The following is a 25,004-nucleotide window of genomic DNA, read 5'->3' as shown; positions in this document are numbered from 1 at the left end:
GAAGCAGGCAGTCGAGGACGCAGTCGAGCGAGGACGGTGACACGTGGGGCAGGTCGTGCTGGTCACCGGGGTGTCCCGGTACCTGGGCGGCCGCTTCGCGCGCCTGCTGACCGATCACCCGGGCATCGACCGGGTGATCGGGGTGGACGTCGTCCCCCCACCGCACTCCATCGGCGACGCGGAGTTCGTCCGGGCCGACATCCGCAACCCGATCATCGCCAAGGTGATCGCCCAGGCGGGCGTCGACACGGTCGCGCACCTCAACGTCATCGCCACGCCGGTCTCCGCCGGCGGACGGGTCTCCATGAAGGAGATCAACGTCATCGGCACGATGCAGCTGCTCGCCGCCTGCCAGAAGGCGCCGAGCGTGCAGCGGCTCGTGGTCAAGAGCAGCGCCGCGGTCTACGGCTCCTCGCCCCGCGACCCGGCCATGTTCAGCGAGGACATGGGCCCCAAGGCGCTGCCGCGGGCCGGCTTCGGCAAGGACTCGGTCGAGGTCGAGGGCTACGTGCGCGGCTTCTCCCGCCGCCGGGCCGACGTCGAGGTGTCCGTGCTGCGCTTCGCGAACATCATCGGCCCCGGCATCTCGACCACGATGACCGACTACTTCTCGCTGCCGGTGGTCCCGACGGTGCTCGGCTTCGACGCCCGTCTGCAGTTCGTCCACGAGGACGACGCGCTGGACGCCCTCGCGGTCGCCACGGTCCGCCCCGAGGGCGCTGGGCTGGTGAACGTTGCCGGCGACGGCGTGATCACGGTCTCCCAGGCCGCCAGGCTGGCCGGCCGGGTGACCGTCCCGGTGCCGATGCAGGCCACCGGCTGGGTCGGCCAGGTCGTGCGCCGCTCGCGGCTCGCGGACTTCTCGCCCGAGCAGATGAACCAGCTGGCGCACGGACGCGGGCTGGACACCACCCGGATGCGCGAGGTGCTGGGCTTCGAGCCGCGACACACGACCCTCGAGGCGTTCCAGTCGTTCGTGGACGCCCGGCGCGGGCCGCGCGCCGCTCTGGTGCCGCGGCTGGTCGACGCGACGCGCGCCGCCGAGCAGTGGGTGGACCGGCAGGTGAGCGAGGCATGAGCTCGGAGCAGGACGGGCGGGTGATCCCGCTGGACCGCGGGCGCGCCAAGGGCGGCGCGAAGCCCGCGGCGATGCCCCTGTCGAAGCCCGCACCGAAGCCCACGGGCAAGGGCGCGGACGTGCTCGCGGCGGGTGCCCGACGCGCCTCCGGGGAGCGGGCCAAGCGCCGCGGCACCCCGCTGATCGCGGACTCGGCGCCACCGCCGGTGCCCGAGGTCATCCCGCCGGGCGACCAGCCCACGCACGGGGGAGCCCTCAACCCGGCGACCCTGCTGCAGCACGCGGTGGGGGCGATCGTCGAGGCGCTGGTCACCGAGGGACGCCGGGCCGGCGTCGCGGACGTCGACCAGCACGTCGCGCACGCCCTGGCCTTCCTGCGGCGCCGGCTGTCCGGTGACTACGTGGTCGACGAGTTCGGCTTCGACGCCGACCTGACCGAGGCGGTGCTGCCCGCGCTGCGACCGTTGTACCGCAGCTGGTTCCGGGTCGAGGTGCGCGGCATCGAGAACATCCCGCACACCGGCGGCGCGCTGGTCGTGGCCAACCACTCCGGCACCATCGCGATGGACTCGCTGATGACCCAGCTGGCCGTGCACGACGAGCACCCGGCGTCGCGCAACCTGCGCATGCTCGGCGCCGACCTCGTGTTCGCCGCGCCGTTCGTGGGCTCCTTCGCGCGCAAGACCGGCACCACACTGGCGATCCAGTCCGACGCGGAGCGGCTGCTGCGCTCCGGCGAGCTCGTCGGGGTCTGGCCGGAGGGTTTCAAGGGGATCGGCAAGCCGTTCAGCGAGCGGTACAAGCTGCAGCGGTTCGGGCGCGGCGGTTTCGTGTCCGCGGCGCTGCAGGCGGGGGTGCCGATCGTCCCCTGCTCCATCGTCGGCGCGGAGGAGATCTACCCCATCCTCGGCAACTTCAAGTCACTCGCCCGACTGCTGGGCGTCCCGTACCTGCCGATGACCCCGACCTTCCCGTGGCTCGGCCCGCTCGGGCTGATCCCGTTGCCCAGCAAGTGGATCATCGAGTTCGGGGCACCGATCGACACCGCCGACCTGGACGGCGGTGCCGACGACCCGATGCTGGTCTTCAACATCACCGACCAGGTGCGCGAGACGATCCAGCAGACCCTGTACGCGCTGCTCATGCAGCGCCGGTCGGTGTTCTTCTCGTGAGGGCCGTGCACACCGGCCTCGCGGCCGGTCTCGCCGTCGCGCTGCTCGCCCTGGCCGGGTGCGGCGCGGACGATCCTGGGACGACGGCCACGTCCGCCAGTCCGAGCGCCAGCAGCTCCGCGCCGACGGCCACCACCAGTGCCCCGAGCCCGACGACGTCCACCCCGGCACCGACCACGGCCAAGCCGAAACCCAAGCCGAAGCCCAAGCCCAGCAAGGCGACCAGCACGACGTCGACGTCGCCCACGGCCCTGGCGCCGGTCCCGGCGAAGGGCGCGCAGCCCACGGTGCGGTTCCCCAAGAACCAGCCGGCCCAGGGCGGCGGCGCGAACGCGCAGGTCTCCGCGATCCCGGACTCGGTGTGGCAGCGGATGGTCGGCTACTCCTGGACCAAGGGCTGCCCGGTCGGACGCTCCGGCCTGCGCTACGTCACGGTCAACTTCTGGGGCTTCGACGGCAAGCGCTCGCGTGGCGCGATCGTGGTCAACAAGAACGTCGCCTCGGCCACCGCGCGGGCCTTCACGCGGCTGTACGAACAGCAGTTCCGGATCCGGCAGATGCGTCCGATGGACTCCACCTGGGGCAAGAACCCCAAGGGCCCAGGAGCCAACGACTACGCCGCGATGGACGCCGACAACACCTCGGCGTTCAACTGCCGCTACGTCGGGGGTGAGGAGGAGCGCAAGCAGTACTCCAACCACGCCTACGGCAGCGCGATCGACGTCAACGACTTCGAGAACCCGTACATCGCCGACGGCGGCACGATCTACCCCGACGCGTACTACGCCCACCGGCGCTCGCCGGCACCCGGCGTCTTCTCGTCCAGCTCGAGCGCCGCGGTGCGCGCGTTCACCCGCGAGGGGATGACCTGGGGCGGTCGCTGGTCGCACCCCGACTACCAGCACTTCGACGCCCGATGACGGTGCGCCGCAACCTGGTCGTCGTGGCCATCGCCGGGACGGCGCTGCTCACCGGGTGTGCCGACGGCGGGCCAGAGGCGGCCGTGGGTACGCCGACCGCGACCCCAGCGACCTCTGTCACCACGACGCCGTCCGCCACCCCGACACCCTCCGCGACCGCGACGGCGACCCCGACCCGGACGCCGACCAGGAAGCCCAGCCCCGTCAAGCAGGCCAGCCCCCGACCGACCAAGCCGCGGCCGAAGCCGCACCCGAAGCCGGCCGCGGCGCGCTGCTCGGTGCCGTCCGGGGTCAGCGCCACGCAGGTCGTGCTGGTGACGTCGTCCGGCTCCTCGGCCACCGTGCGGGCCTGCCGGCGCAGCGGCAGCCACTACGTCCTCGAGCTCGGGCCGTACTCGGGCCACGTCGGCAAGAACGGGGTGAGCGCGAGCAAGCGCGAGGGCGACCTGCGCACGCCCGCCGGGGTCTTCCCGCTGCGGGGCGGCTTCGGCGCCAACGGCAACCCCGGGCTGGCGACGGGGTCCTGGCTGCGGGTGGACGCCAAGGACGTCTGGGTCGACGACTCGTCGTCCTCGCTCTACAACACCCACCAGCGGACGCCGGCGAGCGGGCGGTGGGACAGCGCCGAGAAGCTGCTGAACACGCCGGCCTACGGCTACGCCCAGGTGATCGGGTACAACGAGGCGCGGACGCCGGGGCGCGGGTCCGCCATCTTCTTCCACGTCGACCTGGGCCACGGCACCGCCGGGTGCGTCTCGCTGCCGACCGGCTCGTTGCTGCGCGTGATGCGCTGGGAGCGGGCCGGCGCGGTGATGGCGATCCGCTGACGTCGGGCCGTCGTGCGGCTGTCAGCCAGCGCGGCGGGCCTCGAGGATCGGGAACGCGCTCCCGGTGTCGATGACCTGCACGAGCGTGAGTCCCGCGGCGGCGAACAGCGCGGCGTACTCGGACTCGGTGCGTTCCTGGCCGCCCGGCAGCACCAGCATGTTCAGGTCGGAGAAGGCCCCCTCGACCTCGCGGCCCGTCCGGCCGAGCACCCGTTCCACGACGAGCACCACGCCGTCCTCGCTGAGCCCTTCGGCGCAGGTGCGCAGGATGGCGACGCAGGCGTCGTCCGGCCAGTCGTGCAGCACCGACTTCAGCAGGTAGGCGTCGGCCGGGGGGACGGCGTCGAAGAAGCTGCCCGAGACCAGCGACCACCGGCCGGCGACCGCGGGTGCCGGCTGGCTGGGCGCCGAGGCGACGACGTGCGCCCGGTCGAACACGGTGCCCGTCAGGTGCGGGTGCCGGGTGAGCACCGCCTCGAGCATGACCCCCTGCCCGCCGCCGACGTCGACCACGCTCGTGCACCCGCTGAAGTCGTACGCGGACGCCACCCGGTCGGCGACCAGTGAGCTCAGCACGGTCATGTTCTCGTTGAAGATGGCGTTCCACTGCGGGTTCTCGCGGCGGTGCGTCCACACGTCGACCCCGTGCAGCTCCTCGAACGCGTTCCGCCCCGTTCGCACGCTGTGCAGCAGGTGTCCCCACGCCGCCCAGACTGCCGGGTCGGCCGTGGTGCGAGCCATCGCCCGCACGCTGCCGGGGACGTCCGAACGCAGACCGTCGGACAGCTCGGTGCCGGCGAACATGCCGTCGGGCCGCTCGACGTAGACGCCGACCGTGGCCAGCGCCCGCAGCAGGCGGCGCAGGGTCCGCTCGTCCGAGCGGGACGCGGCGGCCAGGTCGGCGACCGTGCGCGGACCGGTGACGAGCAGGTCGGACAGACCGAGCTCGGCCGCGACGCACAGCGCGGCCGAGACCCGTACCCCGGAGACCATCGCGCGGAGCTCATCGGTGGAGGTCATGCGCCGATCATCCACCCGGACGCCAGGAGTGACCATGACTCCGTTGCGCGGATCGGGCTAGAGCCGGTTCAGGTCGTCCAGCTGGGTCTGCAGCAGGGCCCGCGCCTGCTCCCCCACCTGGTTCTCGGGCAGTGCCAGGACCGAGGTGATGGTCTGCCTGGTCGCCTCGAGCGCCCAGCGCACCTGGTTGCGTTCACTGCTCAGCTGCTCGATCGTCCGCCGGTCGCCCTCGCTCAACGTGGTGCCTCCCCGTTCGGTGCTGCGATCCCGAGCAAACGGTAGACCCCGATCCCGGCTGCGCGTGGTCGGCGCGCTGTCCGCTGCGCGCCCGTCCCCGTGCGTTGATCACGTTACGTGGGTCTACGTCCGCTTCTCGAGGGTTCTTCGCCTCGAGAAGCGGACGTAGACCTCGGCGCCCTCAGCTGGTCAGGGACGTGTCGTCGATGACCCAGCTGGTCTGCAGGTAGGAGTCCTCGGTCCCGGTGAACCGGATGGTGACCGTCTTGCCCTTGAAGGAGGACAGGTCGAAGGACTTCTGGGCGTACGTCGTGCTGGTCCCGACGTTGGAGTACGTGGCCAGGGTGGTGGTGGTGGAGCCGGAGACGACCTGGGCCTTCATCGAGTCGTAGACCGTGGAGCCGGTCTCGGCGGTGTCCGAGCGCAACCAGAAGGTGAGCGTCGGGTTCCCGGTCGAGGGGACGGCGACCTGCTGGCCGACGGTCTCGGTCCCGGCGGAGCCGTTGCCCCCCAGCCAGAGCTTCCACGAACCCGTCCGGGCCGGGCGGCCGGTGTTGTTGGTGACCGGGCCGGACGTGCCGGTCCAGTTCACCGCACCCGACTCGAAGCCGGGGTTGAGCAGCAGGTTCGTGCCCGTTGGCGGGGTGGTCGTCGGCGTCCCCGTCGGCGTCCCCGTCGGCGTGGACGTCGGGGTGGACGTCGGGGTGGACGTCGGGGTCTGGGTCGGTGTGCCCGCGGGCTTGGTCAGCAGGCAGCCGGCCTTGGTCAGGTCGATGGCGTTGGACGACGTCAGGCACGTGGTGAACCAGGAGGTCTGCTCGCCGTAGCTCTGGCCCTTGGTCGCCTTGGTGTTCCCGTTGGCGTCCACCTCGCAGGGGTTGTTGAGCGTGCACATCGCCCCGTCGTCGTTGCCGGTGTTGTTGATCCCGACGACGTTGCCGCTGGTCGCGTCGAGGATCGGCGAGCCCGACGTCCCGTGCGTGGTGCTGCAGCCGGTGTTGTAGCGGATGGCGTCCTGCCAGGTCCAGGCGTCCTCGCGCAGGGTCGGCACGAAGCCGTTGATCGAGCAGTTCCAGGTCTGCTTCCAGTACGACGACGGGATGACGATGTTCGACCGGTCGCTCGGGTGGGCCGCCTGGATGGTCAGTGCCGTGGCGCTGTACTTCGAGGTGATCGACGCGAAGGTCTCGTTGAGCCGGTAGAGCGCGACGTCGGTGCCGGTCATCGTGGCGTAGAGCAGCTGGTCCGCGCGCACGGTGCCGAGGCTGGACCCGCTGGAGCTGAGCAGGGTGCCGCTGCGGGTGCTCGACTTGTTGACCAGCACCTGCCCGGCGCCGGGCATGCCGCCCTCGTAGCAGTGGCCGTTGGTGAGCAGCATCGCGCGGTCGGTGCTCACGGACGTGGGGTAGCGGACGAGTGCGCCCGAGCAGTTGTTCAGGGCGATGGTGCTGGCGTAGCCGTTCGGTGCGGCGGCGACCGTGGCGGCGGCCGGGGCAGCCGCGACGCCGTCCGTGGTGGCGGACGCGGGGAGGGCCGCCGAGAGCGCGGCGGCCAGGGCGAGCGCTGGGGCGGCGATCAGGGCGAGACGCCGCGGGGTCGCCGCGGGCAGGGTGAGCTGGCGCATGGTGTGGGCCTCCATCAGGCGGGCAGGACAGGTGCGGGGACGACTCGGCCCGGCTACCGGGGAGGTAGCCGGGCCGAGCGTTGACGCTGACCGTGATCAGCGCCGAGGAGTGCGGCTCAGCTGGTCAGGGACGTGTCGTCGATGACCCAGCTGGTCTGCAGGTAGGAGTCCTCGGTCCCGGTGAACCGGATGGTGACCGTCTTGCCCTTGAAGGAGGACAGGTCGAAGGACTTCTGGGTGTACGTGGCGTTGGTGCCCACGTTCGTGTAGGTCGCCAGGGTGGTGGTGGTTGAACCGGAGACGACCTGGGCCTTCATCGAGTCGTAGACCGTGGAGCCGGTCTCGGCGGTGTCCGACCGCAACCAGAAGGTGAGCGTCGGGTTCCCGGTCGAGGGGACGGCGACCGACTGGCCGACGGTCTCGGTCCCGGCGGAGCCGTTGCCACCGATCCAGAGCTTCCAGGAGCCGGTGCGGGCCGGGCGGCCGGTGTTGTTGGTGACCGGGCCGGACGTGCCGGTCCAGTTCACCGCACCGGACTCGAAGCCGGGGTTGAGCAGCAGGTTCGTGCCCGTCGGCGGGGTGGTGGTCGGCGTCCCCGTCGGGGTGGACGTCGGGGTGCCGGTGGGCGTGGTGGTGGAGCAGGTGGCCGAGCCGGCCGCCACGGACAGCGCCGACCAGGCCGCCGCCACACCGGCGCACTGGCTGCTCGAGGCGCCGTACAGGTCGATGGCCGCCTTGATGGTGCTGTTGCGCGCCTGCGGGTACGTCTCGGACGAGACCATGTACGTCGACAGCGCCCGGTACCAGATCTTGGACGCGGCGTCCCGGCCGATGCCGGTCACGGTCGAGCTGTTGCAGGTCGGGCTGTTGTACGAGACGCCGTTGATGGTCTTGGCGCCCGAGCCCTCGCTGGCCAGGTAGAACCAGTGGTTGCCGACCCCGGAGGAGTAGTGCGGGTCGAGGTTCTTGGTGTTGGTCGACCAGCAGTCCGGGCTCGTCCCGTCGCGGGACGGCTTGTCCTGGTAGCGCAGCGGCGTGTTGTTGCCGTTGATGTTGATCTTCTCGCCGATGAGGTAGTCGCCGACGTCCGAGGCGTTGTTCTCGTAGAACTCCACCGAGGTGCCGAAGATGTCGGACGTCGCCTCGTTGAGGCCGCCCGCGTCACCGGTGTAGGCGAGGCCCGCGGTGTTCTCGGTGACGCCGTGGCTCATCTCGTGCGCGGCCACGTCGATCTCGACCAGGGGGCGGGCGTTGCCCGAGCCGTCGCCGTAGGTCATCTGCGAGCCGTCCCAGAACGCGTTCACGTAGGCGTTGCCGTAGTGCACGCGCGAGCGCACGCCGGTGCCGTTGTTGAAGATGCCGTTGCGGCCCATCACGTTCTTGTAGAAGTCCCAGGTGGCGGCGGCGCCGTAGTGCGCGTCGGCGGCGGCCGAGGCCCGGTCGCTGGTGGCGTTGTTGCCCCACACGTTGTCCGCGTCGGTGAACAGCGTGCCGTTGCCGGACGTCGCACCCTTGAGGTCGGTGGTGGTGCCGTTGCCGTGCGCCGTGTCGGTCATCGTGTAGCTGCTGCCGCTGCCGCTCGTGGTGATCGTGACGTTGCCGGAGTACAGGGTCTTGCCGGTGCCCGAGGCGTTGCGGATGTCGTCGTACGACGTCAGGGTCGCGCCGGTCTCGGCGTCCACGATGGTGTGCAGGCGGGTCGGCGTCTGGTCGGCCTTGATGCCGGTGGTGACGACGTCGTAGGCGAGCCGGGGGCTGGCGCCGGCCGCGTACACGACGAGCTCGGACGTCGACTTCTCCTTGCTGGCCTTGGCGAGCGACTGACCGGTGCTCTTCGCCGAGGTCGCGGACACCGACGGCGTGGTCGAGGCGACGGCGACCTTGCCGGAGCCGGCCTTGTCGACGCTGGTCACGGTGCCGGACGGCGCCTCGTGCACGACGAGGTCACCGCCGACGACGCGCAGGCCGTCGTAGGTGCGGTTGTAGCGGACGTGGGTCGCGCCGTTGGCGTCCCGGATGACGTCCTTCACCTGCAGCTGCTCGCCGGAGGCGAGGCCGAGGGTCTTGGCCGTGGACGCGGCGGCCGACTGCTGGCCGGCGATGAGGGCACTGCGGGACGTCGCGGGGCCGGGTTCGCCGGCCTGCGTTGCCGCGGTTGCGCCGATCGGCACAGCCGCGACACCAGCGGTGGCCAGGGCCGCCATCGCTGCGATCGTGGTCTTCCTGTTCAACTCAGCACTCCTGTCAGATCGAGACGGCGTGGGTGCCGTCCCTCGTCGGACGTACGGAGCCCAGACCCAGGCGCGCAGGCGCAGCAGACGGTCGTGCGGCGGGAGCGACCCGAGGGTGGACGGGCAGACTCTGGTGGGGTGTGCCGAGCAGGACAAGCCTTGACAAGTGTCCGTTATCGTGCGGTATCGGTGTTTTGACCAACCCTTGACCAAGAAATGGCCCTGGCGGGATGAACGTGGCCAGGCCGGCTACTCCGTGGGCAGGCCCACGCACAGGCCGCCGAGGCCGATCACGCAGCCGGACGTCGACACGCTGGCCGTGACCGGGCCGAGCGTCACCACGACGGGCGGCACGCTGACCGACGGGCGGCCGTCGGGGGCGGTCGTCACGCTCACCCCGGGCACGGTCACGCCCACGCCGGGCACCGACGCCGTCACCCCCGGGGCCGAGGCGCCGGGCTGCGAGCCACCCGCACCGCCACCGCCGCCGGCCGGTGCGGACGGCGCGACCGTGGGTACGCTGACGCCCGGCCGCGACGAGGGCTTCGAACCCTGCGTGGCCGGGTTGGTCGCCCCGTCACCTGAACCGGATCCACTGCCCGCGGGCGGCGTGCCGGACGTCGTCCCGGCGATCGCCTCGATCTGCCGCCGGACGTCGTCACAGGCACTGCCGCAGGCCTGCGCCTCGCGCTGCAGGGCGGCGTTGCCGACGGCCAGCAGGTCCTGCAGGCGGTGCAGCGCGGGTCCGGAGGCGGTCGGCACCAGCGGGGCGAGCGCCCGCAGGCGGCCCGACGCCTGTGCCGTGGCGTCCGCCAGGGACTGGAGCGCGTCGGGGTCCGGGTGGCCGTTCGCGCTGGACAGCAGCACGCGCTGGGCGCGGGCCAGGTCCACCGCGGCCTGGTTGAGGGCCACGTTCACGTCGGCCGAGCTCGGGTCGCCAGCGGCGACCAGCGAGTCCACCTCGTCGAGCCGGTGGTCGACCTGGCGCAGCAGGGCCTTGCCGCGGGCCAGGTCGCTGCCCGCCATGCGCACCTGGGCCTGGCCGATGCCCAGCTTGACGTCGTAGAGCCGGTCGCCCGGCAGCGCCCGGCTGGCCAGTCCCGCGACCAGGACGACGAGGCCGAGGACGGTGGCGAGCGTGACCGGCACGAGCCCCTTGGGCCACCGCACCACGAGGGTGCGCGGTGCGGTGGGGGTCGCACGGCTGGAGGGCGAAGCCGACGCCGGACGGCGCTCGGCCCGCTCGTGAGCGGTGGTGACCAGCTGGTCGCGCAGCCGCGCGACGAAGGCGGGGTCCGGGCCGACCTGCGGTCGCGGGATCGACCGGGCGAGGGTCGCGAGGGTGGCCAGCTCGCCGCCGTCCGCATTCGCGGCGGTGTCGGCGGTGTCGGCGGTGCGCGGACCGTCGAGCAGGCGCGCGAAGGCCTCGGCGTCACGGCGCGTCGTCATCGCCATGGCCGGCACCTCCCCGCTGTCGAACTGCCCCCGGCCACCCACCCAGTCCAACGACCGATCCTGTCTGGGGTTACGGCCGGGGTTACGGCCGGGGTCACGGCTCGCTTCACGGCCGCTCACCCCCCAGCTCGCGGTGCAGGGCGCGGACGGCGCGCAGCTGCAGCTGCTTGATCGCGCCGGCGCTGCGGCCGAGGGCCTCGGCGGTCTCGGCGAGCGAGAGCCCCTGCAGGAAGCGCAGCGCCAGGCACTCCTGCTGGTCGGGCTTGAGCCGCTTCATGGCCTCGACCAGCCGCTCGTCGCGCATCCGGTTCAGCACGTCCTGCTCGGGGGAGGGTTCACGCTCGTCGCCGTCCAGCAGGTCCGCCGTCGTGACCTCAAGCTTGTAGCGCGAGGACTTCACGTGGTCCAGGACGATGTTGCGGGCGATGGTGACGAACCAGGCGGCGATGTCCCGGCCGGTCCAGGTGAAGCTGTCCAGCCGGCGCAGCGCCCGGACGAACGTCTCGGACGTCAGGTCCTCGGCAGTGTGGTGCGAGCCGACCCGGTAGTAGATGTAACGGTAGACGACGTCGACGTACCGCTCGTAGAGCAGCGCGAACGCCTCGGCGTCGCCGCCCTGGGCCAGCGTGACCAGGCCGTGGACCCGCTCGAGCTCGGCGTCGTCGTCCGGGATCGGCCCGGGCGGCTCCGACGGCCGCAAGGAGCCGCTCCCGGACGTCGCCACCGACCACAGCACGCGCAGTCCCGCCACCCCGGCTGGTGCACCGGGGCGGTAAGGGGCCAACGTCGTGATGGTCACGTGCTCCTGGCTCTAGTGGTTGCGACGGCGCAGCGCGGCGCCGGCCACGACCCCGCCGGCTGCGGCCCCCACGCCGGCCAGGGCGGGTACGCCGACCTTGGCGGCCTTGCGTCCGGTGCGGTAGTCCCGGATCCGCCACCCCTGCGCCTTGGCGTGCGCGCGCAGCCTGGCGTCCGGGTTGATCGCGCAGGGCTTGCCGACCAGCTGCAGCATCGGGATGTCGTTGCTGGAGTCGGAGTAGGCGTAGCAGCGGGCCAGGTCCAGCCCCTCGTGCTCGGCCAGGGCGCGGATCGCATCGGCCTTGGCCGGGCCGTGCAGCGGTTCGCCGACCAGCCGGCCGGTGTAGACGCCGTCCACGCTCTCGGCCACGGTGCCCAGTGCGCCGGACAGCCCGAGGCGCTGCGCGATCGTGTCCGCCATCTCGATGGGGGTCGCGGTGACCAGCCAGACCCGCTCACCGGCGTCCAGGTGGAGCTGGGCCAGCGCGTGCGTGCCCGGCCAGATCTTGTCGGCGATGACCTCGTCGTAGACGTGCTCGCCGATCGAGGTGATCTCGGCGACCGAGTGGCCCTCCACGAACGACAGTGCCCGCTCGCGGATCAGCTGGACGTGCTCCATCTTCTCGCCGAGCGCCTTGAACCGGGCCTGCATCCAGCCCATCCGGGCGAGGTCCTGGACGGTGAAGAAGTCCCGGCGGTACAGCTCGCGGGCGAAGTAGAAGATGCTCGCCCCGCGCAGGATCGTGTTGTCGACGTCGAAGAACGCGGCCACCGCGGGATCCGGCGGCACGCGCAGCTCCTCGTCCAGGGCGTCCACGTACCCGAGGGTAACGACGTCGGGCCGTGCGCACACGCTCGTCGCGTGGCGAGTGTGTGCAGAGGGCGTGGCGTTCCTCACGACCGGTCGTGGTCGATGACCTCCCGCTCGATGGCCTCACGCTCGGACGGCGCGACCGTCGTGGGCACCGCGAGTCGCCGGTTCAGCGAGAACAGCCGCCCCAGGACGGGCATCAGCACGATGTTCAGCCCGTGCAGCATCCCGATGATCAGCAGGATCCCGGCGATCCGGCCGAGCTCCCAGGTCAGCTGGGCCGCGGTCACGCCCTGGCCGCCGGGCGTCCTCCAGTCCTGCGACGGCTCGAACCGCACGGTGAACAGGATGTACGAGCTGAAGATCAGGTAGTACACGATGTCGGTCAGCACGATGTAGCTCTTGCCGGTCAGCGGGTTGTCGTGGAAGACGTCGGCCGCGTAGGCGCGCCCGAACCGCTTGATGAACGGGCCGAGCCAGAGCGCGAGCGCGACCAGTGCGACGTCCGTGGCCAGCTCCAGCACCCACCAGTCCATGTCTCCTCCTCCGTTCGGTCGCGACGGCGCCGCTGACCGGGTCATGCCCCACACCAGCCCCGCGAGCCCGGCCAGTGCGGCCAGCCCCAGCAGTGCGCGACGCAGGTGTCGCGCGGTCCTGCCCCGGCGGTCGTCGGCGACGCTCTCGCGCACCCGCTCCGCCAGGTCGTTGGCGGGGCGCACCTGCCCCGCCTCGTCGGCGAGGGCGTCGCGCAGCTGACGTTCGATGTCGCTCATCGCGTCGACGTCCTCTCGTCCAGCCGGTCCTCGAGGGCACGCAGCCCGCGCTTGAGGTGCGTCTTGACCGAGTTCACGGACAGGCCCAGGGTTGCGGCGACCTCGGCGACCGGGAGCTCCAGGTAGTAGCGCAGCACCAGGCAGTCGCGCTGCCGGCGGGGCAGCCGCCCGAGCGCTTCGACGACGCGGCGGGCGTCGTCCCGGGCGGTGACCTGCTCCTCGACGCTGGCCGGTTCCGGGTCGGCAGGCGGGCGGTGCCGCGTCGACATCAGCCCGCGCCGGTTGTGGTCGCGGGCCAGGTTCAGCACGATCGCCCGCAGGTACGCGCGAGCGCTGTCCGCTCGGCGCAGCCGGGGCAGCGAGCGGGACAGCCGGATGAACGCCTCCTGCACCAGGTCCTCGGCCGCTGCGCGGTCGTCGACGAAGAACCGGGCGAGCCGGACGAGGGTGGCCCCTTCCTCCGCAAAGAGGCGCGTCAGCAGGGCGTCCCCGGTCTCGACCGGGTCCGCGCGTGCAGCCCTCGCCTCCACGACGACGACGTCCTCCATGACTGCTAGGACGAACCCCGGCGCCCGACGGGTGACAGCCGAGGCCCACTGATCTTCGTCCTGTCCTGGTGTCACCCGCCAGCCCCCCGGCGCCCGTCTACCTGGGCGAGGCAGCACGCCGACTCGCGGCGGCACCCACGCTGCTGAGCACCCAGGGGGTCCTCGTGGTCGATCAGGCAGCGGTTCGGACGACGTCACCGGCGGCGGTGGGGCGGCCCCGCCCGTGGGGGTGGTGGGAGGTCCCCGCCGGGATGGTGCTGGGCGCCGGGTGGGGCGTCGCGGCGAGGGTGTGGATGCGGTACATCAGCACCGAGCCGGAGTTCAGCTGGACCGGAACGCTGCTCATCGTCGGCGTAGCGGGGCTGGCGGGCACCTCCCTGGCGGTCGTCGACGTCCTGCGCCGGCGGTCCGCCCGGATCTGGCGGGTGCTGCTCGCCCTACCGGCGCTGCTGATGTTCGCCAGCCCGGGGATGCTCATGCTGCCACCGGCCCTGCTGGGCGGCTTCGCGCTCGGCCGGCGGGGGCCCCGTTGGCTGCGGCTGGTCGTCGGCGCCGTCGCGGCGGTGGCCGCGCTCTGGCCGGCGATCGCGCTGGACCTGCAGGACGACGGGTTGGCCGCGCTGCCGGGGTACCTGCTGCTCTGCGCGGGCCTGGCCGCTGGCTGGTCCCTGGTGGTGCGGCCCCGCCCGACCGCCTGAGCGCCACCTCAGGCCGGTCCGCTACCTCAGGCGGGTGGGGTCGTCGTCCTGCGGCCAGAGATAGGGCGTCCACCCGATGCCCGGGGGTACCTCAGACGCGCAGAGTCGGTGCATCACGAGGAGAGATCCCAGAGATCAGCACGAGGAGTCGACATGTTCCACGCACTGTCCACCGAGTCCGTGACCACCGAGGTCAGCTACCACACCGACCGGATCCGCAGCGACTTCAGCAACCGGCTGCGCCGCCGCCGCCCGGTCAACAACCCCGCTCCGCAGGGCCCGCAGCGCGTCGGCCCGGTGACCGTTCCCCCGCGCCAGCGGGTCCGCCCGGCCGGAGCCTGACAAAGGTGTTCGCCCTTGTCGGTGCCGCCCACGATGATGTGGACGTGAGCGCGCCGACGTCCGACCCCGCAGCCCCGCTGGTCGGTCGAGCCGATGAGCTCGACCGGCTGGTGGGGCTCGTCGACGTGCGCGGCGAGCCGCCCGCGGCGTCCTGCGTCCTGCTGTCCGGCGACGCCGGCGTCGGCAAGACCCGGCTGCTCAGCGAGCTGCGGACGGCCGCGCTGGACGCGGGTTGGCAGGTGGTTGTCGGGCACTGCCTCGACTTCGGTGACAGCACGCTGCCGTACCTGCCGTTCAGCGAGGTGTTCGGGCGGCTGGCCGGCGAGCAGCCGGCGCTCGCGCAGCGGGTGGTCGAGGCCTTCCCCGCCATCGCCCGCCTGATGCCCGGACGACGCCTGCTGGGTGAGGACGCGGGCGACCGGATGGACCGCTCGGCCCTGTTTGAGGCCGTGCACGGCGCGCTCGGGATGCTGGCCGAGCAGCAGCCGGTGCTGCTGCTGGTCGAGGACGTGCACTGGGCCGACCAGTCCACCCGCGAGATGCTCTCGTTCCTGTTCGCCCGCCAACGTGAGGTGCCCGTCGGCATCGTGGCGTCCTACCGGACGGATGACCTGCACCGGCGACACCCGCTGCGGGCCACCGCTGTCCAGTGGGGGCGGCTGCCGTCCGTGCAGCGGGTCGCGCTCGACCCGCTGGCCGACCGGGCGGTGCGCGAGCTGGTCCGGGCGCTCCACCCCGAGCCGCTGGCCGAGGCCGAGGTGCGCGCCATCCTGCGCCGGGCCGAGGGCAACGCCTTCTTCATCGAGGAGCTGGTCGCGGGCGTCGAGCGCGGCGGTGGCCCGCTGTCGTGGGACCTCGCTGAGCTGCTGCTGGTCCGGCTGGACCGGCTGGACGACGACGCCCGGGCCGTCGTGCGCGCCGCCGCGGTCGCCGGCCGGCGGGTCCCGCACCCGTTGCTCGTCCAGGTCGCGGGGCTGGACGAGCCGGTGCTGGACGCCGCGCTGCGGGCGGCCGTGGACGCCAACGTGCTGGTGCCGGCGGGCAGCGACGGCTACGCGTTCCGGCACGCGCTGCTGGCCGAGGCGGTGTACGACGACCTGCTGCCGGGGGAGCGGGTCGCGTTGCACGCGCGGTACGTGCGGGCGCTGGAGTCCGGGGAGGTCGCCGGGACGGCGGCCGAGCTGGCCCGGCACGCGCGCGCCGCGCACGACCTGCCCACGGCGGTGCGGGCCAGCATCCAGGCCGGTGACGAGGCGATGAGCGTCGGCGGCCCGGACGAGGCGAGCCACCACCTCGAGACGGCTCTCGAGCTGCTGGGCGGTTCGAACGGCGCCCAGGGCCGCGGCGGCGAGCTGGCGCCCGACGTCGACCGGGTGCTGCTGTCCCTGCGCGCAGCCGAGGCCGCGATGGCGGCCGGCCGGGTGCACCGGGCGATCGCGCTGACCGAGGACCAGCTGGCGTCGCTGGACGACGACACCCCGCCCGCCACCCGGGCGACGGTGCTGCTCACCATGGCGTCGATCGCGCTGGTCATGGACACGCCGCTGGACGTGCTGGCGATGACGTCCGAGACCCTCGAGCTGGTGCCGGCCGAGCCGCCGTCCAAGCTGCGGGCCAAGGCGATGAGCATGCACGCGAGGGCGAACCTGGACGTCTACCGGCGCGACGAGGCGGCGCGCTGGGCGAACGAGGCCACCGCGATGGCCACCGAGCTGGGGCTGGCGATGGTGCTGGCCGAGGCGGCGACCACCCGCGCCTACCTGGATCGCCGGGCGGGCGACGCCAAGGCCAGTCGCGAGACGCTGGAGGCGGTGGCCAGCAAGGCCCGGGCGAGCGCCGACGTGTCGGCCGAGCTGCGCAGCCTCTACGGTCTGGGCGCCCTCGCGTTCGAGACCGGTGACCTGCCGGCGGCTCGGGCGGCGTTCGGCGAGGCGGTCGCGGTCGGGGGGAGCCGGGGCCGGCCGTGGGCGCCGTACGCGATCGAGGCCCGTCAGCAGGCCGCGAACGTCGCCTTCATCCAGGGCGACTGGGACGCCGCGGTGACGCTGACCGACGTCCGGGACGCCGCGCCGCCGGCGGCGGCCGAGGCGCTGCTCGCCGCGCAGAGCCTGGCCGTGCTGGTGGGCCGGGGTGACCCGCGCGCGGTCGACCTGCTCGAGGCGGTGCGCCCCTGGTGGGACCGCGAGGGCGTCGTCGCGATCTGCTGCAGTCCCATGATCGACGGGTTCGGCGACGCGGGTGACGCGGCCGCCGCGACCGCGGTGCACGACGACATCGTCACGGCGGTCACCACCCTGTGGCGGCGCTCGTCCCTGCAGGCGCAGGTGCGGATGTCGGCGCTGCTGCTGGGGCAGCTCGCCGCCGAGGCCGCCCACGAAGGCACCGCCCAGCGCGCCGACCTCGCCCGCCAGGGGGACGAGGTCGCCGCGCGTGGCCTGGCGTCGGCGACGTGGACGAAGGAGCCGCAGGGGCGGCCCGGCCCCGAGGGCGCCGCCTGGGTGGCCCGGCTCACTGCCGAGCACGCCCGGCTGCGCTGGGTGAGCGGCGTCGACGCCCCCGAGGCGGACGAGCTGGTGCGGCTGTGGAGCGCGGCGGTTCAGGCCTTCGAGACGTTCGGCCACGCCTTCGAGACCGCGCGCAGCCAGGCCCGGCTCGCTGCGGTGCTGCGGGCCGCGGGCCGTGGCGACGAGGCGGAGCCGCTGCTGGTGGCCGCGCGGGCCACGGCCCTGCGACTCGGCGCCCAGCCGCTGCTGGCCGAGCTGCGCCGGGTCGGGCCTGGCAGCCGGGCGCGCGCCGCGGCGGCGGCCGCCGACGACGGTCAGCCGACCGCGCTGACTGGGCGCGAGCGCGAGGTGCTCGAGCTGGTCGGTCAGGGGCGGAGCAACGGTGAGATCGGGCAGCAGCTGTTCATCAGCACGAAGACGGTGAGCGTGCACGTGTCCAACATCCTGGCCAAGCTCGGCGCCAGCGGCCGCACCGAGGCGGCGGCGCTGGCCCGGCGCCGCGGTCTGCTCGACTGACCGCCGTGATCATGCACGTTCGCCCCGGCCCGCCCCCCACCTCCGCGGTGATCATGCACGTTCGCCCCGGCCCGCAGGGGGAGCCGTGGGCGAACGTGCATGATCACCGCGGGAGGGGCGGGTTACGGTGGCTGCGTGGGTGAGCCGCGGATCACGTTGGTCGGCCGGGACGGCTGCCACCTGTGCGACGACGCCCGCGAGGTGGTCCGCCGGGTCGCCGAGGACACCGGGGCCGGCTGGGTCGAGCTCGACGTGGACGACGACCCCGACCTGTTGCGCCAGTACGGAGAGATGGTGCCGGTCGTGCTGGTCGACGGCTCCCAGCACGACTTCTACCGGGTCGACGAGCGCCGCCTGCGGGACGCGTTGCAGGGCCGCCGGCTGGGCGTCTTCCGGCCCCGACGCGGGTGACCCGGGTCACTTAGCGGTCCGGTTGCGATCTCGCAACTTTGTGCACACCTTCACAAGTGCTTATCGTGTAGCCGTTCGCCGAACGCGACCCACCCAGGAGCGCGTCGGTGCGGACCGTCTGCTAGTGGCATCGGCGGGGTCTGCCGTGAGCGAGGAGTAGCGACAGCGCGGTGAAGGCAGTGGCGCAGTGAAGGACGAGCAGGTCTCGCGCCGGGGCATCCCAGAGGCGACCGTTGCCCGGCTTCCCGTGTACCTTCGCGCGCTCGGCGCCCTCGCGGAGCGCGACACCACCACCGTGTCCTCCGAGGAGCTCGCCGTCGCAGCCGGAGTCAACTCCGCCAAGCTGCGCAAGGACCTGTCCCACCTCGGTTCCTACGGGGTGCGCGGCGTCGGCTACGACGTCGACTACCTCGTCTACCAGATCTCCCGCGAGCTCGGCCTCACCCAGGACTGGCCCGTGGCCATCGTCGGCATCGGCAACCTGGGTCACGCGCTGGCCGGCTACGCCGGCTTCGCCACCCGCGGCTTCGAGGTCGTGGCGCTGTTCGACACCGACCCGCGGGTCGTGGGTGAGACGGTCGCCGGTCTGCCCGTGCTGCCGCTGGACGACCTCGAGGAGGTCAGCGCCCGGCGTCCGATCTCGATCGGGGTCGTCGCGACGCCGGCCGGCCCGGCCCAGCAGGTCTGCGACCGGCTGGTCGCCGCCGGGGTGCGCAGCGTGCTGAACTTCGCGCCGTGCGTGCTGAACGTCCCGGACGACGTCGACGTGCGCAAGGTCGACCTGTCCACCGAGCTGCAGATCCTCGCCTTCCACGAGCAGCGCAAGGCCCTGGCCAGCGGCGCCGCCCTCGACGCGGCGTCGCTCGCCACCCGCACGCTGGCCGCCGGGGGGGACGCATGAGCCTGCTCGCCATCGGCCTGTCCCACCGGACCGCCCCGCTCGACCTGCTGGAGCGTGCCGCGCTGTCCCCGGACGCCGCCCGCGACCTGGCCGGCGTCGTCCTGCGGGGCGAGCACGTCAGCGAGTCGCTGGTGCTGGCCACCTGCAACCGGGTCGAGGTCTACGCCGAGGTCACCACGTTCCACGGCGGCCTGACCGACCTGGGCGACGCGCTCTGCCGCTCGACCGGGCTGGCCCTGGACGAGCTCAAGGACCACCTCTACGTGCACTACGCGGACCGCGCGGTCACGCACCTGTTCTCCGTGGCCTGCGGCCTGGACTCGATGGCCGTCGGCGAGAGCCAGGTGCTCGGCCAGCTGCGCCAGGCGCTGCGCAGCGCGCACGAGGCCGGCGACACCGGCCGGGTGCTCGAACCCCTGATGCAGCAGGCGCTGCGGGTCGGCAAGCGGGCGCACGCCGAGACCGGGATCGACCGCGCGGGCGCCTCACTGGTCGGCGCCGGGCTACGTCGCGCCGAGCAGGTCGTCGGCCCGCTGACCGAGCTGGACGTGCTGGTCGTCGGCGCCGGGTCGATGAGCGCCCTGGCTGCCACCACCGTGTACCGCGAGGCCGCCGGCTCGATCACGGTGGCGAACCGCACGCCCGAGCACGCCGAGCGCGTCGCGGCCGCCGTCGGCGGTCGCTGGGTCGCGCTCCCCGACCTGGCCGCCGAGCTCGCCCGGGCCGACCTGGTCATCTCGTGCACCGGCGCCGTCGGGCACGTCGTGGACGTCGACACCGCCCGCGCCGCCGCCGAGCAGCGGGCCGCGCTCCGGCCGGACCGCCCGCAGCTGTACGTCGACCTGGGGCTGCCGCGCGACGTCGACCCGCTGGTCGCCGAGCTGCGGGGCGTGCACGTGGCGGACCTCGAGGTGCTCGGCCAGGACCTGTCCGCCGCCGAGCTGGGCGAGGACGTCGACCAGGTCCGCCGGCTCGTCGACGGTGAGGTCGAGGACTACCTGACCTCGGTGCGGGTGCAGGCCGTGGCGCCGACCGTGGTGGCGCTGCGCGCGCGGGCCGCCGAGGTCGTGGACGCCGAGCTGGCCCGCCTGGGCAACCGGGTCCGCGAGATCGACCCGGCCGTGCGCGACGAGCTCGAGCAGACCGTGCACCGCGTCGTCGAGAAGCTGCTGCACGCGCCGACCGTGCGGGTGAAGGAGCTGGCCAGCCGGCACGACGGCGGGTCCTACGCCGCGGCGCTGCGCGAGCTCTTCGACCTGGACCCCGAAGAGGTCAGCGCCGTCTCCGAGGTGCCGTCCGAGAGCGACGTCGCCGCCCTGCTCACCGGGGGTGGTCCGCGATGACCGCTGCCACCCCTTCCCCCCAGGCGCTGCGCCTCGGCACCCGACGCAGCCCGCTCGCGATGGCCCAGAGCGGCCAGGTCGCCGCGGCGATCACCGCCGCCACCGGCAGCGCGGTCGAGCTCGTCGAGGTGACCACCGAGGGCGATGTGAGCCGCGAGCACCTCACCCAGATCGGCGGCACCGGGGTCTTCGCCGCCGCACTGCGGGCCGCGCTGCTGGCCGGTGAGGTCGACCTCGCCGTCCACTCGCTCAAGGACCTGCCCACCACGCCCGAGCCGGGCCTGACCATCGCCGCGGTCCCCGTGCGCTCGGACGCCCGCGACGTCCTGGTGGCGCGCGACGGGCTCACGCTCGGCGAGCTGCCGGCCGGCTCACGGCTCGGCACCGGCTCGCCGCGCCGGGCCGCCCAGGTGCTCGCGCTCGGCCTGGGCCTCGAGCTGGAACCCGTGCGCGGCAACGTGGACACCCGGATCGGGTTCGTCCACGACGGCGTGCTGGACGGCGTCCTGCTGGCTCGCGCCGGCCTCATCCGGCTCGATCGCGCTGACGAGGCCACCGAGGTGCTCGACCCCCTGCAGGTGCTGCCCGCAGCCGGCCAGGGCGCGCTCGCGGTCGAGTGCCGCGCCGACGACACCCACCTGGTGGCGGCGCTCGCCGCGCTGGACGACCCCGACACCCGGGCCGCGGTCACCGCCGAACGGGCGCTGCTCGCCGCCCTGGAGGCCGGCTGCACGGCGCCGGTCGGGGCGCTGGCCGAGGTCGTCGAGTCGCTGGACGCCGACGGCCACGTCGTCCTGGAGCTGTTCCTGCGCGCGGTCGTCGCCGCGCCGGACGGCTCGGACCTGCTGCGCCGCAGCGCTTCCGGACCCTTCGACCAGCCGGTCGAGCTCGGCCGCACGCTGGCCGCGGAGCTGCTCGAGGACGGCGCCGCCGACCTCGTCACGCACCACCCCCCTCAACCCGACCCAGGCTCCACCGCGCACGACCCCAGCACGTCCGACCTGTCCAACCACCAGCACTCAACGGAGCGTGTCTCGTGACCCCCACGCCCCCCGCCCGCAGCACCACCGACGCTCAGGGCAACGCGCCAGCCAGGTCCACGGGAACGGTCGCCTTCGTCGGCACCGGGCCCGGTGACCCCGGCCTGCTGACCCTGCGTGCCGTGGACCTGATCGCCGCGGCCGACGTCGTCGTCCTCGACCAGCTCCTGCGCGAGGACGACGTCGCCCGCTGGGCCCGGCCCGACGTCGAGTACGTCGACGCCGCGTTCGGTGTCGACGGCGCCCCGCTCACCCAGGCCAACCGGGCCAAGCTCGTCACCCGGTCCGCCAAGGGCGGCCGGCGTGTCGTGCGGCTCATGGACGGCGACCCGTCGACGTTCAACGGCCTGGCCGAGGAGGCCCTGGCCTGCCGCAAGGCCAGCGTGCCGTTCGAGGTCGTGCCCGGTGTCTCGGCAGTCAGCGCGGTGCCGGCGTACGCGGGCGTACCGCTGACCACCAAGGCCAGCCGCGCCGTCCACGTCATCACCCCGCACGACACCAAGGTCGACTGGTCCCGCTCGACCGGGGACGACGTCACCGTCGTGATCATGGGCGAGCCGCCCGTCGTGACGGCCGCGCTGGCCGACCTGCTGGCCGCCGGACGGGCCGAGACGACGCCCGTCGCGGTGACCAGCCGCGGGACGTCGACCGAGCAGCGCACGTTGACCGCGACGCTGGCCGACGCCTCGGCGACGGTCGCCGGCGCCGGCCTGGAGCGTCCCGTGCTGGCCGTCGTCGGGGCGCCGGTGGCGCTGCGCGACGAGCTGTCCTGGTACGAGACCAAGCCGCTGTTCGGCTGGCGCGTCCTGGTGCCGCGCACCAAGGACCAGGCGCACGCCACCACGGACCGGCTCGCCGAGTTCGGTGCGGTCAGCGAGGTCGTGCCGACCATCTCGGTCGAGCCGCCGCGCACCCCGCAGCAGATGGAGCGGGCGATCAAGGGCCTGGTCACCGGCCGCTACGAGTGGGTCGGCTTCACCAGCGTCAACGCGGTGCGCGCCGTCCGCGAGAAGTTCGAGGAGTTCGGGCTCGACGCCCGCGCCTTCTCCGGCCTGAAGGTCGCCGCCGTCGGCGGCGTCACCGCCCGCGCGCTCCAGGAGTGGGGCATCGAGCCCGACCTGGTGCCCAGCGGCGAGCAGTCCGCGCACGGCCTGCTCGAGGACTGGCCGCCGTTCGACGACGTGCTGGACCCCATCAACCGGGTGTTCCTGCCGCGCGCCGACATCGCCACGGACACCCTGGTGGCCGGCCTGCACGAGATCGGCTGGGAGGTGGACGACGTCACCGCCTACCGCACGGTGCGCGCCGCTCCGCCGGCCGCGCCGGTCCGCGAGGCGATCAAGTCCGGCACCTTCGACGCGGTCGTGTTCACCTCGTCCTCGACCGTGCGCAACCTGGTCGGCATCGCCGGCAAGCCGCACGCGTCGACCGTGGTGGCGTGCATCGGCCCGGCGACGGCGAAGACCGCCGAGGAGCACGGCCTGCGGGTCGACGTCCTGGCGCCGGAGGCCAGCTCGGGTGCGCTCGTCGAGGCGCTCGCCGAGTACGGCGCGGCGCTGCGGCTCTCGGCCCTCGAGGCGGGCGAGCCGGTGGTGCGCCCGAGCGAGCGGAAGAACTCGGCCCGCCGCAAGGCGCGCTGAGCTGATGGGATACCCGGCCCAGCGGCCGCGCCGACTGCGTTCCACGCCGTCGGTGCGGCGGCTGGTGGCCGAGACCCGGCTGCACCCGGCGGACCTGGTGCTGCCGGTGTTCGTCCGTGAGGGCGCCACCGAGCCGGTCCCGCTGACCTCGATGCCGGGCGTCGTCCAGCACTCGCTGGAGTCGCTGCGCAAGACGGCCCGTGAGGTCGTCGAGCTCGGGCTGGGCGGGATCATGCTGTTCGGTGTCCCGGCGGCGCGGGACGCGGTCGGCTCCGGCGCCGACGACCCCGACGGCATCCTGAACGTCGCGCTGCGGGCGGTGCGCGAGGAGGTCGGCGACGACACGGTCGTGATGGCTGACCTGTGCCTGGACGAGTTCACCGACCACGGGCACTGCGGGGTGCTGGCGGTGGACGGGTCCGTCGACAACGACGCCACGCTCGCGCGGTACGCCTCGATGGCGCTCGCCCAGGCCGACGCGGGCGCCCACGTCGTGGGGCTCTCCGGGATGATGGACGGCCAGGTCGGGTACGTCCGGGCCGCGCTCGACGCGGCGGGCCGGGACGACGTCCTCGTGCTGGCGTACGCGGCCAAGTACGCGTCCGCGTTCTTCGGGCCGTTCCGCGAGGCCGTCGAGTCGACGCTGACCGGCGACCGGATGAGCTACCAGCAGGACCCGGCGAACGCCACGGAGGCGCTGCGCGAGGTGCGGCTCGACCTCGAGGAGGGCGCCGACCTGGTGATGGTGAAGCCGGCCATGCCGTACCTGGACGTGGTGCGGGCGGTGGCCGAGGTGTCCGACGTCCCGGTCGCGGCGTACCAGGTGAGCGGCGAGTACGCGATGGTCGAGGCGGCTGCCGCTGCGGGGATGATCGACCGCGAGCGGGCGATCATGGAGTCGCTCGTGGGGATCAAGCGGGCCGGGGCGCAGATCGTGCTGACCTACTGGGCTGCCGAGGTCGCGCGCACCCTCCGCTGACCGCCCACCCCCCCGCTTCCGCCACTCAGTCCGCTTTCCGCGACTCAGGCCGGTTTCCCGTGAGGAAAACCGGCCTGAGTGGCGGAAACGTGCGGGTGGGTCAGGCGGACTTGCCGGCCTCGACCTCGAGGACGAGCTTGACCTTGTCGCCGACCAGCACGCCGCCGGTCTCGAGCGCGACGTTCCACTCCAGGCCGAAGTCCTTGCGGCTGATCTCGGTCTCGGCGGAGAAGCCGGCGGTCGGGTTGCCCCCGGCCATCGGGTTGCCGGCCGCACCGTTGTACTCGAGCTCGAAGGTGACCGGACGGGTGACGCCCTTGATGGTCAGGTCGCCGTCCAGCAGGAAGTCGTCGCCGTCGGCGCGGATGCCGGTGGAGGCGAAGGTGAGCTCGGGGTAGGTCTCGGCGTCGAAGAAGTCGGCCGAGCGCAGGTGGTTGTCGCGGTTGTCGTCGCGGGTGTCGATGCTGGCGGCGGCGACGGTGGCCTGCACGCTCGACTCGAGCACGTTCTCGGCGACGGTGATGGTGCCCTCGACCTTGCTGAACCGGCCCTTGACCTTGCTGACCATCATGTGGCGGACGACGAAGCCGACCTCGGTGTGCGAGGAGTCGATGGTCCAGGTGCCGGTGGTGAGGCCTGCGAGGGTGGTGGCGGTGGCGGTCATTGACGCTCCCTGATTTCCTGTCGATGTCTGTGGGGTCCTGCGGTGGTTGTAACTTCAACCACCATAGATCTATTTCGTTTACAGTTCAACTTTTCACCAGGTAGTATCACATCATGAGCACGAGCACCGGACCCCGCACGGCCGCCGAGCCGACCACACGATGGTTGGACGCCGAGGAGCAGCAGGCCTGGCGGTCCTACCTGCGGGCCGGCCGGCTGCTCGACGAGGAGCTGCGCCGCGGTCTGGAGTGCCACGGCCTGAGCCACCCCGAGTACGAGATCCTCGTCCGGCTGTCGGAGTCCCCGAGCCGGGTGCTGCGCATGTCGGACCTGGCCAAGCACGTGGTCAGCTCACGCAGCCGGCTCACCCACACCGTCTCTCGGTTGGAGCGCGACGGCCTCGTCGTCCGGCGGGCCAGCACCTGCGACGGGCGCGGCGTCGAGGCGGTCCTGACCGACCGCGGATTCGAGGT

The 25,004-nt window shown here is 73.1% G+C and carries 24 protein-coding genes; 14 read left to right on the top strand and 10 right to left on the bottom strand.

The genetic code is table 11. The annotated features are described in order from the left end of the window. The first annotated feature begins 43 nt into the window (after nt 1-43). Genes ABEB17_RS05520 through ABEB17_RS05505 form a run of 4 tightly spaced genes read left to right on the top strand, consistent with a single transcriptional unit; the run spans nt 44 to nt 3,997 of the window. Nucleotides 44-1,078 (top strand): NAD-dependent epimerase/dehydratase family protein, encoded by a 1,035-nt coding sequence (locus tag ABEB17_RS05520; protein ID WP_345715592.1) that lies wholly within the window; start codon nt 44-46, stop codon nt 1,076-1,078. After that, on the top strand, nt 1,075-2,250 hold the full coding sequence (locus ABEB17_RS05515) for a lysophospholipid acyltransferase family protein (protein WP_345715591.1): 1,176 nt from the start codon (nt 1,075-1,077) through the stop codon (nt 2,248-2,250). The genes ABEB17_RS05520 and ABEB17_RS05515 overlap by 4 nt, the downstream gene beginning before the upstream one ends. A gap of 5 nt (nt 2,251-2,255) precedes the next feature. Further along, nucleotides 2,256-3,170: a M15 family metallopeptidase gene (locus tag ABEB17_RS05510; RefSeq protein ID WP_345715590.1), complete on the top strand. Its 915-nt coding sequence runs from the start codon at nt 2,256-2,258 to the stop codon at nt 3,168-3,170. Then, nucleotides 3,167-3,997 (top strand): L,D-transpeptidase family protein, encoded by an 831-nt coding sequence (locus ABEB17_RS05505; RefSeq protein WP_345715589.1) that lies wholly within the window; start codon nt 3,167-3,169, stop codon nt 3,995-3,997. The genes ABEB17_RS05510 and ABEB17_RS05505 overlap by 4 nt, the downstream gene beginning before the upstream one ends. A gap of 21 nt (nt 3,998-4,018) precedes the next feature. Here ABEB17_RS05505 and ABEB17_RS05500 read toward each other — a convergent pair whose 3' ends face one another. The 9 genes from ABEB17_RS05500 to ABEB17_RS05460 all read right to left on the bottom strand — a co-directional run bounded on the left by ABEB17_RS05500 (nt 4,019) and on the right by ABEB17_RS05460 (nt 13,494). Then, entirely contained in the window at nt 4,019-5,017 is a 999-nt protein-coding gene (locus tag ABEB17_RS05500) for a methyltransferase (protein WP_345715588.1), read from the bottom strand. Between the two features lie 57 nt (nt 5,018-5,074). After that, nucleotides 5,075-5,254: a hypothetical protein gene (locus ABEB17_RS05495; RefSeq protein ID WP_345715587.1), complete on the bottom strand. Its 180-nt coding sequence runs from the start codon at nt 5,252-5,254 to the stop codon at nt 5,075-5,077. A gap of 181 nt (nt 5,255-5,435) precedes the next feature. Then, the gene (locus tag ABEB17_RS05490) at nt 5,436-6,878 is read right to left on the bottom strand and encodes a trypsin-like peptidase domain-containing protein (RefSeq protein WP_345715585.1); all 1,443 of its coding nucleotides are present in this window, start codon (nt 6,876-6,878) and stop codon (nt 5,436-5,438) included. Between the two features lie 116 nt (nt 6,879-6,994). After that, a complete protein-coding gene (locus ABEB17_RS05485; RefSeq protein WP_345715584.1) occupies nt 6,995-9,082 on the bottom strand; it encodes a M4 family metallopeptidase in 2,088 nt (695 codons plus the stop codon). Nucleotides 9,083-9,358: 276 nt separating this feature from the next. Next, nucleotides 9,359-10,564: a DUF5667 domain-containing protein gene (locus ABEB17_RS05480; protein WP_345715583.1), complete on the bottom strand. Its 1,206-nt coding sequence runs from the start codon at nt 10,562-10,564 to the stop codon at nt 9,359-9,361. A 106-nt stretch (nt 10,565-10,670) separates the two neighbouring features. Then, on the bottom strand, nt 10,671-11,363 hold the full coding sequence (locus ABEB17_RS05475; protein WP_345715582.1) for a sigma-70 family RNA polymerase sigma factor: 693 nt from the start codon (nt 11,361-11,363) through the stop codon (nt 10,671-10,673). A 12-nt stretch (nt 11,364-11,375) separates the two neighbouring features. Next, nucleotides 11,376-12,179 carry an HAD family hydrolase gene (locus ABEB17_RS05470; protein WP_345715581.1) on the bottom strand — a complete coding sequence of 268 codons (804 nt, stop codon included), beginning with the start codon at nt 12,177-12,179 and terminating at the stop codon, nt 11,376-11,378. Nucleotides 12,180-12,256: 77 nt separating this feature from the next. Then, on the bottom strand, nt 12,257-12,946 hold the full coding sequence (locus tag ABEB17_RS05465; protein ID WP_345715580.1) for a hypothetical protein: 690 nt from the start codon (nt 12,944-12,946) through the stop codon (nt 12,257-12,259). Next, entirely contained in the window at nt 12,943-13,494 is a 552-nt protein-coding gene (locus ABEB17_RS05460; RefSeq protein WP_345715579.1) for an RNA polymerase sigma factor, read from the bottom strand. Before ABEB17_RS05460 ends, ABEB17_RS05465 begins: the two co-directional genes overlap by 4 nt. 68 nt (nt 13,495-13,562) lie before the next feature. On the opposite strand from ABEB17_RS05460, the gene ABEB17_RS05455 reads away from it, so the two are divergent. From ABEB17_RS05455 to hemB, 9 genes are all read left to right on the top strand, one after another. Beyond that, complete coding sequence (locus tag ABEB17_RS05455; RefSeq protein WP_345715578.1) at nt 13,563-14,192, top strand: hypothetical protein; 630 nt, start codon at nt 13,563-13,565, stop codon at nt 14,190-14,192. 153 nt (nt 14,193-14,345) lie between these two features. Further along, complete coding sequence (locus ABEB17_RS05450) at nt 14,346-14,534, top strand: hypothetical protein (protein WP_345715577.1); 189 nt, start codon at nt 14,346-14,348, stop codon at nt 14,532-14,534. A gap of 44 nt (nt 14,535-14,578) precedes the next feature. After that, nucleotides 14,579-17,554, top strand: a complete 2,976-nt coding sequence (locus tag ABEB17_RS05445) for a helix-turn-helix transcriptional regulator (protein ID WP_345715576.1) — start codon at nt 14,579-14,581, stop codon at nt 17,552-17,554. 135 nt (nt 17,555-17,689) lie between these two features. Then, nucleotides 17,690-17,965: a glutaredoxin family protein gene (locus tag ABEB17_RS05440; RefSeq protein WP_378227040.1), complete on the top strand. Its 276-nt coding sequence runs from the start codon at nt 17,690-17,692 to the stop codon at nt 17,963-17,965. A 187-nt stretch (nt 17,966-18,152) separates the two neighbouring features. Beyond that, nucleotides 18,153-18,866 carry a redox-sensing transcriptional repressor Rex gene (locus ABEB17_RS05435; RefSeq protein WP_345715573.1) on the top strand — a complete coding sequence of 238 codons (714 nt, stop codon included), beginning with the start codon at nt 18,153-18,155 and terminating at the stop codon, nt 18,864-18,866. Beyond that, a complete protein-coding gene (locus ABEB17_RS05430; protein ID WP_345715572.1) occupies nt 18,863-20,209 on the top strand; it encodes a glutamyl-tRNA reductase in 1,347 nt (448 codons plus the stop codon). The genes ABEB17_RS05435 and ABEB17_RS05430 overlap by 4 nt, the downstream gene beginning before the upstream one ends. Continuing rightward, entirely contained in the window at nt 20,206-21,249 is a 1,044-nt protein-coding gene (gene hemC / locus ABEB17_RS05425) for a hydroxymethylbilane synthase (protein ID WP_345715571.1), read from the top strand. Before ABEB17_RS05430 ends, hemC begins: the two co-directional genes overlap by 4 nt. Continuing rightward, complete coding sequence (locus tag ABEB17_RS05420; protein ID WP_345715570.1) at nt 21,246-22,889, top strand: bifunctional uroporphyrinogen-III C-methyltransferase/uroporphyrinogen-III synthase; 1,644 nt, start codon at nt 21,246-21,248, stop codon at nt 22,887-22,889. The genes hemC and ABEB17_RS05420 overlap by 4 nt, the downstream gene beginning before the upstream one ends. A 4-nt stretch (nt 22,890-22,893) precedes the next feature. Beyond that, nucleotides 22,894-23,868 carry a porphobilinogen synthase gene (hemB, locus tag ABEB17_RS05415; protein WP_345715569.1) on the top strand — a complete coding sequence of 325 codons (975 nt, stop codon included), beginning with the start codon at nt 22,894-22,896 and terminating at the stop codon, nt 23,866-23,868. 100 nt (nt 23,869-23,968) lie between these two features. On the opposite strand, the gene ABEB17_RS05410 is transcribed toward hemB, so the two are convergent. Then, nucleotides 23,969-24,532 carry a YceI family protein gene (locus tag ABEB17_RS05410; protein ID WP_345715568.1) on the bottom strand — a complete coding sequence of 188 codons (564 nt, stop codon included), beginning with the start codon at nt 24,530-24,532 and terminating at the stop codon, nt 23,969-23,971. Nucleotides 24,533-24,645: 113 nt separating this feature from the next. Between ABEB17_RS05410 and ABEB17_RS05405 the strand changes: the two genes are divergently transcribed. Further along, a partial coding sequence (locus ABEB17_RS05405) for a MarR family winged helix-turn-helix transcriptional regulator (protein WP_345715567.1) occupies nt 24,646-25,004 on the top strand: 359 nt, incomplete at its 3' end.

It is taken from the genome of Angustibacter luteus, assembly GCF_039541115.1.
In the GTDB taxonomy this organism is placed as follows: Bacteria; Actinomycetota; Actinomycetes; order Actinomycetales; family Angustibacteraceae; genus Angustibacter; species Angustibacter luteus.
This window is presented reverse-complemented; position numbering and strand designations above follow the sequence as displayed.